Source organism: Bacillus sp. RC51, from assembly GCF_044908115.1.
In the GTDB taxonomy this organism is placed as follows: Bacteria; Bacillota; Bacilli; order Bacillales; family Bacillaceae_G; genus Bacillus_A; species Bacillus_A mycoides.
Map to the genome: position 1 here is coordinate 77786 of NZ_JBIYCW010000009.1, position 13237 is coordinate 91022.

Genomic DNA, 13237 nt, shown 5'->3' on the forward strand with positions numbered 1-13237 from the left:
TCCCCTATTCTTTGCTAGATTTATAGAAAGGTCAAAAAAAGGAAACGAATGTCGTTTCCCTTCTTATGCATCCAAGCCATACGCTTTTACAAGCGCACCTAATCCACCTTGGAATCCGCTTCCTACTGCACTAAACTTCCACTGTCCATTATGACGATATAATTCACAAAAGACAACTGCTGTTTCAATGGAGAAATCTTCCCCTAAATCAAAACGAAGAACTTCTTCATTTGTTTCTTCATTTGCTAAACGAACGAATGCATTTGCAACCTGTCCAAAGTTTTGATTACGGCCTTCACCATCATAAATTGTAACTGTAATAGCAATTTTATGAACATCTGCTGGAACCTTTTTCAAATCGACAACAAGTTGCTCATCATCACCGTCACCTGCACCTGTACGGTTATCTCCTGTATGTAAAACTGATTCACAAGGAGACTGTAAATTATTATAGAAAATAAAATCAGTTTCCTTCGTACATTTCCCGTTCGCATCTAATAAAAAGGCAGATGCATCTAAATCGAAATCAGATCCACCATCATAAGATTTAATATCCCATCCAAGACCAATTACTGCTCTTGATAAACCTGGGCTTGTTTTAGCTAAATCTATTTTCTGTCCTTTTTGCAATTGAATAACCATATATATTCACCTCTATATTTTAATTTTTAAAAATATATCCATCAGTAAATACGCGTTTCACTGATGGATATATAAATCTATTACTCTACATCTAAACCAAAGTTATTACATAGAGAACCTAATCCACCTTGGAATCCACTTCCGATTGCATTGAATTTCCATTCACCTGCGTGACGGTATAATTCGCTTACTACTACAGCTGTTTCAATAGAGAAATCTTCTCCTAAATCGTAACGAATTAATTCTGCATTCTTTTCTTCATCCATAATACGTACGAAAGAATTAGAAACTTGTCCGAAGTTTTGGCTGCGGCCTTCTCCATCATAAATTGTAATTGTGAAACAAATACGCTCAATGTTAGCAGGAACATTTTTTAAGTCTATTTTAATTGTTTCATCGTCGCCTTCACCTTCGCCTGTACGGTTATCTCCTAAATGCTCTACAGCACCATTCGCACCTTTTGGATTATTATAGAAGACGAAATCCTCTGCTCCTGAAACTTTACCGTTAGCACCTACTAAGAAGATACTAACATCTAAATCGAAATCGTTTTGTCCATCATAACGATTCGTATCCCAACCAAGTCCTACAAGAACTTTCGAAAGACCTGGATTTGTTTTTGTTAAGTCTACCTTTTGTCCTTTTTTCAATGAAATAGATGCCATATTATACTATTCCTCCTTGGTTTATTTTATTGGTAACGTGATACAATCTCACTTAAGTTTTTATCTTGTGTTCCTTCTCCCACTGCTGAAAACTTCCATTCGTTTCCATGTCGGTACATTTCACCTGCAATTAAAGTCATTTTGCCAGCATAATTATCTGACAAGTTATAACGCGCTAATTCTTCACCTGTTTGTGGGTTTTGAATACGAATATATGCATTGCGAATCATCCCAAAATCTTGACGACGATTTACACAGTCATAAATATTTACAACGAATACTAGACGATTAATACGGCTCGGAACTTTATGTAATTCTACGAAAATTGTTTCGTCGTCACCAGCGCCTTCACCTGTTAAATTATCTCCTGAATGAATGATACTACCACAAGTAGAAAGTTTGTTGCCGAAGTAAACTAAATCATTTTTGTTTAAAAAACGATCCCCTTCTAACATAACAACTGATGCATCACAATCTACATTTGGTTTACTTCCAAATAATGAAGACAGAAATCCACCTGATTGCCCAATTGGATCCCAGCCTAAGCCAACCTGCATTTTCGCTACTCTAGGTTGTCCTTTCGTTAAATCAATCTTTTGTCCTTTTTCTAAAATAATAGGCATGAAGTTTCTTCCTTTCTACAAAGCATTTTCCAACTCGGAAAACATTGTATTCTTCTCTTATATTGTAGCATTATTTATCTAATGAGAAAAAGGATAAATTCTCAATTATATGAAAACAGATACTATATTTATTTATACTGATGTAATAAGTGGTAAATAGAGCCAATCATTCCTGCACAATTACCGCTTTGCGCAAGTTTAATCTCACAATTACTATAAATCTCTTGATTTAAGTATGTTCCTATCTCTTCCTTCACTTCATTTAAGAAATCATCGCCTCTTTCAGTAATTCCCCCACCAATAATAATCATTTTCGGATTAAAAATATAAGCAAGATTGCTAATACCAATCGCCAAATGTTTAAAGAAAATCTTCACGGCTTGAGTAACACCGCTATCACCCTTATCATATAATTCGAAAATTATTTTACCATCCCACTCCTTTTTACCTTTATATCTTCGTACAAGATGAATTAATCCCGAAATTGAGGCAACCTCCTCAAAAGTTTTCCCTTCTATTAACATGTTCCCCCATTCCCCAGCGCCAAACAAATGTCCACGGTATAACTCTCCATTTATAACAATTGCTCCACCAATGCCAGTTCCAAGCGTAAGCATAATAAAATCGCTTTCTCCCCTTCCTGTACCTTTCCATTTCTCTCCTAAGGCTGCACAATTAACATCATTTTCAATAGATACAGGAACTTTTAATACTTCTTGTAATCTCTCAACAATAGAAATATTAGCATAACGCGGAATATGATCCACACCTCCCGTTATAACTCCTTTATCAATATCAACAATTCCCGCTGTACTAATACCAATTCCGGAAATAGTATATTCAGTCATTAACTTTTTTGATAAATATATAAGCTTTTGAACAATTTGTTCCCCGCCCAAGTGAATTTCTGTCGGGGCCTTTTTATGTATTAGTACTACACCTATTTCTGAAACAATTCCATATTTAATTTGCGTACCACCAATATCAAATGCAATATATTCTTTCATCCGTTGCCACTTCCTCTACTGTTATGAGTGTAAATTCTCCATCACTCTACTGTTTGCAAGGAATTTACATTAACTCTTTTCTCCCTTTAGAAATACACCACCTTTTTCTATATATAGTTTTTTTTGCATAAAACTCTTTTTCCTATGAAATATTACAAAGGGGTGTATTTTAGATGGAACAATAATTTTTTCTTCAGGAGGAAAACAATGACAAAAATATTCATTTTAGCATCAACACTTTCTTTATCCTTTTTTAGTGGCTTAAATATTGGTAATGCTGCAACTGAAAACTTCAATCCAATAACAAACGCTATTGTACAAAATAACGATAATTTAGCAGAAGGTAATTCAAAAGATAATAATAAACCTCCAGGAAACAATGGCTCTCAGGACGATAGTGGTTCTGACGGCAACGGCTCTGGTGGCAGTGGTTCTGGCGGCAATGGTTCTGACGGCAACGGTTCTGGTGGCAGTGGTTCTGGTGGCAACGGTTCTGGCGGCAGTGGTTCTGACGGCAACGGTTCTGGTGGCAGTGGTTCTGGTGGCAACGGTTCTGGCGGCAGTGGTTCTGACGGCAACGGTTCTGGTGGCAACGGTTCTGGCGGCAATGGTTCTGGTGGCAACGGTTCTGGCGGTAATGGTTCTGGTGGCAACGGTTCTGGCGGTAATGGTTCTGGCGGCAATGGTTCTGGTGGCAACGGTTCTGGCGGTAATGGTTCTGGTGGCAACGGTTCTGGCGGTAATGGTTCTGGTGGCAATGGTTCTGGTGGCAATGGTTCTGGTGGCAGTGGTTCTGGTGACAATGGTTCTGGTGGCAACGGCTCTGGTGGCAACGGTTCTGGCGGCAGTGGTTCTGGTGGCAGTGGCTCCGGTGGCAACGGTTCTGGTGGCAGTGGCTCCGGTGGCAACGGTTCTGGTGGCAACGGTTCTGGTGGCAGTGGTTCTGGTGACAATGGCTCTGGTGGCAATGGTTCTGGTGGCAACGGTTCTGGTGGCAATGGTTCTGGTGGCAACGGTTCTGGCGGCAGTGGCTCCGGTGGCAACGGTTCTGGTGGCAACGGTTCTGGTGGCAGTGGCTCCGGTAGCAATGGTTCTGGTGGCAGTGGTTCTGGTGGCAGTGGCTCTCAGGGTGGCAACCGTGTTAAAGGCGACAGTAGTTCTCAAGGTGGTAATGGCTCTCAGGGTGGCAACCGTGTTAAAGGCGATAGCGGCTCTCAAAGCGGTAACGCAAAAGATAATGCAACAAAACAAGGCAATAAGCTGCCTAATACTGCAACGCATTATCCTGCATCTATTTTAATTGGTCTTTCGACATTCCTAATTGGTGTGTTACTATTTATTCGTCGTAAAAACGCAAAATAAAAAAATCATCCTTCCATCTAAAAATACATGAAACAGATTATAAAATGAAACTTTAATCAGTGGGGATTTTGTTCATCCCCCACTGATTATTAGCCTTCACCAATCGGGCTTTTACGGGCAGCAGGGCTCCCACCTAACTTCTTAGCTCCAGCCGAATTTTGAAGTGGGAGTTTTACTGCCTGGCAAATAGCGGGATAAAACTAAAAAGGACTTTGATTGCATTTTATTATGCAATCAAAGTCCTTTTTGTCATCTAGTAGAAAAAGTATTAATACGCTTTTCCCCAATACACCATCTGCTTCGCTTTTTTACTACAGCAAATACATTCGTCAGCTAAACTTTCTTGTTCGAACGGAATACAACGTGAAGATACTCCAACTTCTTCTTTTAATTTTTCTTCACAAGCTAGTTCTCCACACCACATCGCTTTAATAAAACCTTGCTTTTCATCAGCCGCTTTTTTCATCTCTTCGAAATTCGTCACACTATACGTATTCTCATCGCGAAATACTTTTGCTTTGCTAAATAAAGAATGGTGAATTTCCTCAAGTAGTGCTGGAATGCGTTCTTCTAATTGATCCATTGATATAAATTCTTTTTCTTTCGTATCTCGCCTTACAAGTACAACTTGATTCTTTTCAATATCCTTTGGACCAACTTCTAATCTAATTGGAACACCCTTCATTTCATACTCATTAAATTTCCAGCCAGGTGTTTTATTGCTAGCATCTATTTTTACACGTGCAACCTTCTGAATACGTCCTTGCAACTCTGTTGCTTTTTCTAACACACCTTCTTTGTGCTGAGCAATCGGAACGATAACAACTTGTACTGGAGCGACTTTCGGTGGCATTACAAGTCCGTTATTATCGCTATGAACCATAATAAGTCCACCTATCATTCTTGTTGATACACCCCAAGATGTTTGATGTACGTATTGCCATTTACCGTTACGGTCTAAAAACTTAATATCAAATGCTTCAGAGAAATTCGTTCCAAAGTTATGAGATGTTCCTGTTTGAAGTGCTTTTCCATCATGCATTAAACTTTCAATCGTATAAGTTGCCTTCGCTCCTGCAAACTTTTCTTTTTCTGTTTTTTGCCCTTTAATAACCGGAATCGCTAAATACTCTTCACAAAAAGCAGCATATAGATTTAAAATATTTAATGTTTCAATTTGAGATTCTTCTGCCGTTTCATGAATCGTATGACCTTCTTGCCATAAAAATTCAGTTGTACGAAGGAATGGTCTCGTCGTCTTCTCCCAACGAACTACTGAACACCACTGGTTATATAACTTTGGTAAATCATTATATGATTGAACAATTTTTGAAAAATGCTCACAGAATAGAGTTTCAGATGTAGGGCGTATACAAAGTCTTTCCGCCAATTTCTCATCTCCGCCATGAGTAACCCACGCTACTTCAGGAGCAAATCCTTCAACATGATCTTTCTCTTTTTGTAATAAACTCTCTGGAATAAACATTGGCATGTACACATTTTCATGACCAGATTCTTTTAATTTTTCATCCATCACTTTCTGCATATTTTCCCATAATGCATAACCGTATGGACGTAAAATCATACAACCTTTCACACTTGAATAATCAACAAGCTCCGCTTTTTTTACAATATCGGTATACCACTGAGCAAAGTCTTCTTCCATTTTCGTAATGGCTTGTACTTGTTCTTTTACCATAGTTATTCTTCCTCCTTTAGAAAATAGAAAAAGCCCGCGTCCCCAAATAGGGACCGAGCTTTGTCGGCGTTACCACCCTGATTCATACACAAAAAAATTGAGTATGCTCTCTTTTTGATAACGGGAATTTCCCGCTGCATATGCAGAACTCAAAGGTAGGTTCCATATCGCCTCTTTAAGAATCTTCCAGCCAAAAGGATTCTCTCTCTGCAAAAAGGTAAGACATGTACTATTCCTTTTTCATCGTTATAACAAAATAAATTTGTTGAATATCATAATATAAATTTTATTTCAAAACAAGAGCCAATTTTCTTATTTTTATACATTATTTTCAATTATCACTGTTTTATACGTAACTTTTCCGAACTATTTTTACAAGTTGATGAGCAACCATACCAATTAGTGTACCAATTAAAACGAAGAAACAAATAAATCCGTATCCCATTCCTTCCCAACCACCAATAGCGATCATTGTTACAGGAAAGAGAGCTAAACAAAGAAGTACTAAACTAAGTGCAAATATAATATCAAACTGTTTGTCTGGAAAACGTTTCTTTAGTAAATATGACATAAAAAATACAAGGAGAACGGTGACTCCACCAATGATGTAAAAGATACCAAATCCATCTAGCCAATCCATAGTATTCCCTCCTTCCATTCATTCCCTTATACTTATTATATGTTTAATTTTTCTGAAAATAAATAACAAAATTTCATTCAAAAATATATTTTTATTACCAGGTATTAATAGTAATATATAAAAATAGGTTTTATATAATCAGGAGGGAAACTTTATGGATAAAGCATTAACAAATCGCGTCATTATTTTATCTTTCGACTGCTTATCAGCTTTAGATTTTCCTATATTACAAAAACTACCTAATTTCCAAACTTTAATAAACAGGGGCGCGATTGCGAAAAAAGTGGAGCCAATTTATCCTTCTGTAACATATCCAAGCCACTCAACAATCGTAACCGGTAATTATCCTAATAAGCATGGCGTTGTCAGCAATACATTACTTCAACCAGGACGTGATTCACCAGATTGGCATTGGTATCGAAAGTCCATTAAAGGAACAACTTTATATGATGAAGCACGCAGAGCAAATTTAACGACAGCAGCCCTTCTATGGCCTGTTACTGGAAGAGCAAATATCAATTACAATTTACCAGAAATTTTTCCAAATAGAGCGTGGCAAAATCAAATTTTAGTTTCATTATTTAGCGGTAGCCCGCTATATCAATTAGATTTAAATCGTCGTTTCGGCCATATACGAAATGGATTGTCACAGCCTGAGCTTGATGATTTCGTCCTTGCTTCTGCCGTACATACAATCCAGACGAAAAAGCCTAATGTTATGTTTGTACATTTTACTGATTTAGATACGCAAAGACATTACCATGGCTTCGAGTCCGAGGAAACAGTAGCTGCAATCCATAGACACGACGAACGCCTTGGAAAAATTATTCATGCATTAAAAGAAAGCGGGATATACGAAGAAAGTACAATTATTGCACTTGGCGATCATAGCGCTTTAAGTGAAAACAAAGCAATCCAATTAAATGTCCTATTTCGTCAAAAAGGACTTATATCCGTAAATAAAAGTGGCAAGTTACTAGATTGGAAAGCTTATTGCCAAAGCTGTGATGGATCTGCCTACGTACATGTAAGAGATAAAAATGATACTGAAACGATTAAAGAGATTCAACTTCTTCTTGAAGGACTTCTTCAGGATAAACAAAATGGAATTGAATTTATTCTGCACGATGAAGATGCAAAAGAACGTGGTGCTGATGGTAATTGCTTATTTATGCTAGAAGCCATGGAAGGTTATTACTTCATTGAAAATTATACAGGTGATTTCATAAAAGAAATTACTAAAAAAGATGTTACTTCTAGTAAGAAATATACATTTGGAACACATGGATATTCCCCAACAAAACCTAACTATGAAACAATTTTTATGGCTGCTGGGAAAGGCATTCAAAGTGGCGTTACAATCCCGTATATGAGACTGATTGATGAAGGTCCCACTATTGCTAGGTTACTCGGTTTGCACTTAGGTGAAACAGACGGAGCAATTGTAGAGGATTTACTTCAATTGTAAAGAACTGTGTATATATGTAAAAGTTATGTAAAAATCATCACTGTTTCTCTTTTTACAATTTTTATTTTTGTACACTGTTAGTAGAACAAATTTAAGGGGGAACATTATATGAAAAAAATGTCCAGACAAGAAAAAAGCTGGATATTATATGATTGGGCGAACTCGGTATATTCGCTCGTCATTACAACTGCATTATTTCCAATTTACTTTAAAGCAGCTGCAAAAGAAGCTGGACTATCTGGTGCAACTTCAACAGCCTATTGGGGATATGCAAACTCGTTCGCTACACTTTTAATTTCTATACTCGCTCCTATTCTCGGCACGGTTGCTGATTATAAGGGATTTAAAAAACGATTTTTCACATTCTTCTTTGGACTCGGTATCGTATTTACAAGTATGCTAGCAGTTGTTCCAACATCTCAGTGGTACTTATTACTAGGATGCTATATGCTCGCATTAGTTGGCTTTGCTGGAGCAAATATTTTTTATGATGCATTTCTAGTAGATGTTACCTCTGGAGATAGAATGGACCGAATTTCTACGCGAGGTTTTGCATTAGGTTACATTGGGAGCACAATTCCTTTTATCGGTTGTATTGCTCTTATTATTCTTGCTCAAAAAGGAACTATCCCCTTATCAGTCGGAATTGCTAGTCAAATTTCCTTTGCAATAACAGCTCTTTGGTGGGGACTATTTACGATACCAATGCTAAAAAATGTAGAGCAAACACACTATATTGAACGTCATCCAAGACCAATTGCAATGAGCTTCAAGCGCCTTGCTAATACGTTTAAAAATATTAAAGAATATAAAACTGTATTTATGTTCCTAATAGCTTACTTTTTCTACATTGATGGGGTAGATACAATTATCACTATGTCTACTGCTTACGGAACAGATCTCGGTATTAGTGCAACCAATCTATTAATCATCTTATTTGTAACACAAATTGTCGCTTGTCCATTTGCTTTATTATATGGAAAACTATCGGAAACATTTACCGGTAAAAAAATGCTATATGTCGGCATTATCATTTATATCATTATTTGCACATATGCTTATTTCTTAAAAACGACGTTTGATTTCTGGATTTTAGCAATGTTAGTTGCTACTTCTCAGGGCGGAATTCAAGCACTTAGCCGTTCTTATTTCGCAAAACTAGTACCGAAAGAATCTGCAAATGAATTCTTCGGATTTTATAATATCTTTGGTAAATTCGCAGCAATTATGGGTCCGGTATTAGTTGGTGTCACAACCCAATTAACAGGAAAAACAAACGCTGGTGTCCTTAGTATTATTGTCTTATTTATTATCGGTGGATTCTTATTAACTAGAGTACCCGAAAATAATACGTCCGTTACACCACCTAATCCGAAAACTAAAACAATATAAGAGAAAGATCCCCTTCACACAAGAAGGGGATCTTTCTCTTATATTTTTAACGATAACGCCCTACAATTAAAAACTCTAAAGCTTGTACAAAAATAGTTTATCGACAGTTGTTCCTAATACTTCTGCTAACCGGAATGCTAGTGCTAAGCTTGGATCATATTTATTATTCTCAATTGCATTTATCGTCTGTCTTGATACGTTACACTTATCCGCTAATGCACCTTGTGAAATACTATTTGCAGTGCGCAATTCATAGATTTGATTTTTCACACCGTTTCTCCTAACCTGTAAAATCGTTTTTACATCATCAGTATATAGTTGGTACATGTCATTGTCAAAAGATTGCCGCAAGAAAAGGGAGCAATTCTGCTCCCTTACAATAGCTATTTCGAAACTAATCAATTCGTCATTTCCTCTCGATTCACAATATCTTCTTTCTTTATTTGCATACGTAAAACCGGGCCTATCGCAAATAAAATAAGTGCCATTGCTATACAAAATACAGTAACTAGTGAGGTCATCTCCTTCAACCCTCCAGCTAGTGAAGTTCCAATTAACATTGCCCCCATGAACAGTGGTAAAATCGTTCCATTTACTCTTCCAATCATGTTTTCTGGTACAAGCTGAATCATAAGCGTACCGACAACGATATTAACACAAGCTAAACAAATACCTGTTCCAAACCTCATGAAACTAGTAATCCAAAATGATGTAGATAGCCCTTCTACTAAAAATGACATCGCTAATATGCTCATACCGAATACAAACATCTTTTTCGGATTCACTTTTGAAGCGAAAACAGCAGCAACAATACCACCGATTAGCATACCTATTCCATCCGCTGCCGCTAAATATTGAACGGCTTCTTTTTCCATTCCAAGCCGTTCTATTACAAGAAACACCTCTAACGGATTTGTTAGTCCAACTGTTAATCCCATAATGGTGAAAGTGATCGTAATCATACGTAAATTTTTCGTATGAAGAACGTACTTCCAACCCTCTTTTATATCATTTTTTAATGAATCTCTCACCACTTGCTCTTGTTCCACCCATTTTGGTAAAAATGAAAGAGCGATAGCAGATAACAAAAATAAAATAATTAAGCTATTTAGTGACGTAAATAAACCAAGTTGTGTGTACACAAGCGATCCTACCACTGGTCCAAAAATCATAAATAGCGACTGTAATGTTTGATTAAATGCAATTGCATTTGCTACCTGTTCTTCTTTTACATAGCGTTTAAATATACGCGAAGATGATGGCTGAGAAAACTGACCTACAATCGCGGAAATGAGTGTTGCAAAAAATATAGCCTGCCAATAATCCAGCTTTAACAACAAGACAATTCCTACAATAGACAGTACACTTAATACATCTCCAGCAACCATCGTTCTTTTCGGATTCCAGCGATCAGCTAGTGCCCCACCGATAAACGAGAAAATAAAAATAGGTGCATATTCCATAACCGATAACAAAGAAACTGAAACTGGATCATTATTCGTTCGCTCCATTATGAAATACAAAAGAGCCATATTTCTAATCCAAATTGCAAATTGTTGTAAAATATCAGATGCCATAACGAGCATAAATGCTCGGTTTTTAAATAAAGCGTTCATTTTCATTCCCCTTTCATAAACCGACCGTTCGGTCTAATTTATTTTGTAAGAAAAGCAACTGACCTATTATTCAGCTGCCATTCCTTTTAACAATACATCTATTGCCTTTTTATAAATACGTTTCAGCTCTTTATAATCTAACTCGTAGTAAAGTACTCCAAGCCCCGATAATAATCCATTCACAATATACATAAGATCACGTGTATCATCTTCTTGAAACTCTCCAGACTGTATACCTGCTTCAATTAATTTCTCAACCATAACATATGATTCTCTAGTTAAAGCTAACAGTTCATCCAGAATTTCTTTACTTACAACTTGGCTCATAGAGAATTCCTCTATTGCATTTGAAATGGGTTGCTGTATGTCCTCTACATAATATTCCGCGAGACCATATAGTTTTTCAATACTAGTACTATACAACTTCTCTTTTTCATTCCATTTTTCAAGCCAATCATACGTATGCTGTTTCACTACAAATAAAAATAATTCTTCTTTACTTTTAAAGTGATAATAAATGCTTCCTTTACTTCTCTCTGTAATTTCACAAATCTCTTCCATAGATGTAGCTGCATAGCCCTTCTGTGAAAACAAACTTTCTGCTTTATAGGCAATTTCTTTCTTTATCTCTTCTGCGCTTCTTCTCATATTCACACCTCTTTAAACCGACCGTTCAGTCTAATAATAACAAATAAAAAACCTCTATCGCAAGAGGCTATACTCCTTATTTAAGAAAACGTACTTTCAAACCACATTCGAATCATATGTATTATTCCAAATTTAAATCCTAATTTAGTAAGAGATACGGTTCCCTTTTCATTTCCCCTAGCATGTTAAAAATATTTAATCAAACGTTTGTTTAACTGTTTTTATGCATATGTAAGCCAACTAATTAAACGTTTGTTTAAAAAGAAATACGCCCCCTATAGGGCGTATTCTCATCAATCACCGCCGCCTCCACCACAGCTACCTCCACTATCTCCGCCAAAAGACCCTCCGCAATCATGTGAATGCCCGCCATCATGTGAACTATTACTATCAGATCCAGCAAAGAAAAATGATGGTGAGGAGGTGTTAGACGTACTATGTGTATTACTCTTTTTAGTAAGGTTTACTCTTCGATTATTTGATTTAACTGATGCTGCAATCATCCAAATTAAAGCACAAAATAGTAATGCTGCTATAACAAACCCCATATAAAAACCTCCCTTATTTTTTTACCAACTGAAGTACTCTCTCAATATTTTCAAGCGAAATAAAGCGCGATTCACGAAGGATCTCTTTTCCATTATGAAATAATAAAATTGTCGGCCCTGTAAATACCGCATATCGCCCTGCAATCTCTTGCATGTCTTGCTGTAATATTTCTACTTTCTCTACGTAATCATAATTCTCTAATACGCAATTTACTTTTTTTAACATAACATCACAAACACTACAATTTTCCGTTTTAATACACAGCAGTACTAATTGTTGTCCTTCAATATATGTCGCTAATTCTTCTATCGTTTCAAATGTATTCATCTTATCCCTCTTAGCGTAATTTACGAAATACTTTATCATGATACATACGAAAAGCTGAACTATCTTTAATCTTTCTCTTTTCCATTACTTGCTGAAAACGCAGCGTTTTTGCTGTTAACTCTTCTTGTAATTCTTTTCTCTCTACTTCATCATAACAGCACGCAATTAAGTCTTCTATTTTTAATATATCTTTTTGTAGTTCCATTTCTGGTGGAATCATACCTGCATTTTTCAAGATTTTATAACTCATTCTAAGTTCTGGAGGTACCATTGAAAGGTCTTCTAATTGTAGTGGTTTTCCTTTCCCCGGAATATGATCGAGATCACCATTCCGTATTGCTTGTCGAATTTTTTCTTCAGCAATGTTCAAAAAGACATCCACACCATTCGCTCCTTTACATATTTTTACTATTATTTTACATGATATTTTCTCATCTTGCTACGCTATTACAAATTGACTTTATACAATTTTTTCTCAAATTTAATTACAAGGAGCCTTTTCCTCCCTAATCAATATTTTATTTTCATGTGTAGTCTGTATTAGAGCCATTTAATATTGAGAAAATCTTTGCGAATCAAATAAAGCGTTTACACCAAAT

15 protein-coding genes, 1 pseudogene and 1 other annotated feature are annotated in these 13237 nt (G+C 36.4%); of the genes and pseudogenes, 3 read left to right on the forward strand and 13 right to left on the reverse strand.

The annotated features are described in order from the left end of the window. Positions 1-63: 63 nt before the first annotated feature. The 4 genes from ABH959_RS18340 to ABH959_RS18355 all read right to left on the reverse strand — a co-directional run bounded on the left by ABH959_RS18340 (position 64) and on the right by ABH959_RS18355 (position 2937). On the reverse strand, positions 64-642 hold the full coding sequence (locus ABH959_RS18340) for a TerD family protein (RefSeq protein WP_002091197.1): 579 nt from the start codon (positions 640-642) through the stop codon (positions 64-66). Between the two features lie 80 nt (positions 643-722). Then, positions 723-1307: a TerD family protein gene (locus tag ABH959_RS18345; protein WP_002010225.1), complete on the reverse strand. Its 585-nt coding sequence runs from the start codon at positions 1305-1307 to the stop codon at positions 723-725. A 26-nt stretch (positions 1308-1333) separates the two neighbouring features. Next, positions 1334-1930, reverse strand: coding sequence for a TerD family protein (locus ABH959_RS18350; RefSeq protein ID WP_113937980.1), 597 nt, complete (start codon positions 1928-1930; stop codon positions 1334-1336). A 128-nt stretch (positions 1931-2058) separates the two neighbouring features. Next, complete coding sequence (locus ABH959_RS18355) at positions 2059-2937, reverse strand: ROK family protein (RefSeq protein ID WP_113937981.1); 879 nt, start codon at positions 2935-2937, stop codon at positions 2059-2061. A 207-nt stretch (positions 2938-3144) separates the two neighbouring features. On the opposite strand from ABH959_RS18355, the gene ABH959_RS18360 reads away from it, so the two are divergent. Then, positions 3145-4299 carry a cell wall anchor protein gene (locus ABH959_RS18360; protein ID WP_404493057.1) on the forward strand — a complete coding sequence of 385 codons (1155 nt, stop codon included), beginning with the start codon at positions 3145-3147 and terminating at the stop codon, positions 4297-4299. Positions 4300-4567: 268 nt separating this feature from the next. On the opposite strand, the gene proS is transcribed toward ABH959_RS18360, so the two are convergent. Together proS and ABH959_RS18370 are read right to left on the reverse strand one after the other, a co-directional pair. Next, positions 4568-5998, reverse strand: coding sequence for a proline--tRNA ligase (gene proS / locus ABH959_RS18365; RefSeq protein WP_044444318.1), 1431 nt, complete (start codon positions 5996-5998; stop codon positions 4568-4570). A 45-nt stretch (positions 5999-6043) separates the two neighbouring features. Continuing rightward, positions 6044-6251 (reverse strand) — a binding site (T-box leader). 93 nt (positions 6252-6344) lie between these two features. Then, complete coding sequence (locus ABH959_RS18370) at positions 6345-6638, reverse strand: YesK-like family protein (protein WP_113937983.1); 294 nt, start codon at positions 6636-6638, stop codon at positions 6345-6347. Between the two features lie 154 nt (positions 6639-6792). On the opposite strand from ABH959_RS18370, the gene ABH959_RS18375 reads away from it, so the two are divergent. Both ABH959_RS18375 and ABH959_RS18380 read left to right on the forward strand, forming a co-directional pair. After that, on the forward strand, positions 6793-8106 hold the full coding sequence (locus tag ABH959_RS18375) for an alkaline phosphatase family protein (protein ID WP_404493024.1): 1314 nt from the start codon (positions 6793-6795) through the stop codon (positions 8104-8106). 108 nt (positions 8107-8214) lie between these two features. Beyond that, positions 8215-9498 carry an MFS transporter gene (locus ABH959_RS18380; RefSeq protein WP_078204724.1) on the forward strand — a complete coding sequence of 428 codons (1284 nt, stop codon included), beginning with the start codon at positions 8215-8217 and terminating at the stop codon, positions 9496-9498. 75 nt (positions 9499-9573) lie between these two features. On the opposite strand, the gene ABH959_RS18385 is transcribed toward ABH959_RS18380, so the two are convergent. The 7 genes and pseudogenes from ABH959_RS18385 to ABH959_RS18415 form a co-directional block, all read right to left on the reverse strand. Further along, positions 9574-9825, reverse strand: a complete 252-nt coding sequence (locus tag ABH959_RS18385; protein WP_088031697.1) for a helix-turn-helix transcriptional regulator — start codon at positions 9823-9825, stop codon at positions 9574-9576. Between the two features lie 71 nt (positions 9826-9896). Continuing rightward, complete coding sequence (locus ABH959_RS18390) at positions 9897-11114, reverse strand: MFS transporter (protein ID WP_404493025.1); 1218 nt, start codon at positions 11112-11114, stop codon at positions 9897-9899. Positions 11115-11180: 66 nt separating this feature from the next. Further along, a complete protein-coding gene (locus ABH959_RS18395) occupies positions 11181-11762 on the reverse strand; it encodes a TetR/AcrR family transcriptional regulator (protein ID WP_113710405.1) in 582 nt (193 codons plus the stop codon). 80 nt (positions 11763-11842) lie between these two features. Then, a pseudogene (locus ABH959_RS18400) lies at positions 11843-11926 on the reverse strand (histidine kinase); the annotation flags it as partial. 129 nt (positions 11927-12055) lie between these two features. Beyond that, a complete protein-coding gene (locus ABH959_RS18405; RefSeq protein ID WP_113937985.1) occupies positions 12056-12310 on the reverse strand; it encodes a hypothetical protein in 255 nt (84 codons plus the stop codon). 13 nt (positions 12311-12323) lie between these two features. Beyond that, positions 12324-12638, reverse strand: a complete 315-nt coding sequence (locus tag ABH959_RS18410; protein ID WP_404493026.1) for a thioredoxin family protein — start codon at positions 12636-12638, stop codon at positions 12324-12326. A 10-nt stretch (positions 12639-12648) separates the two neighbouring features. Further along, positions 12649-13020: a DnaJ family domain-containing protein gene (locus tag ABH959_RS18415; protein ID WP_404493027.1), complete on the reverse strand. Its 372-nt coding sequence runs from the start codon at positions 13018-13020 to the stop codon at positions 12649-12651. Positions 13021-13237 lie beyond the last annotated feature (217 nt).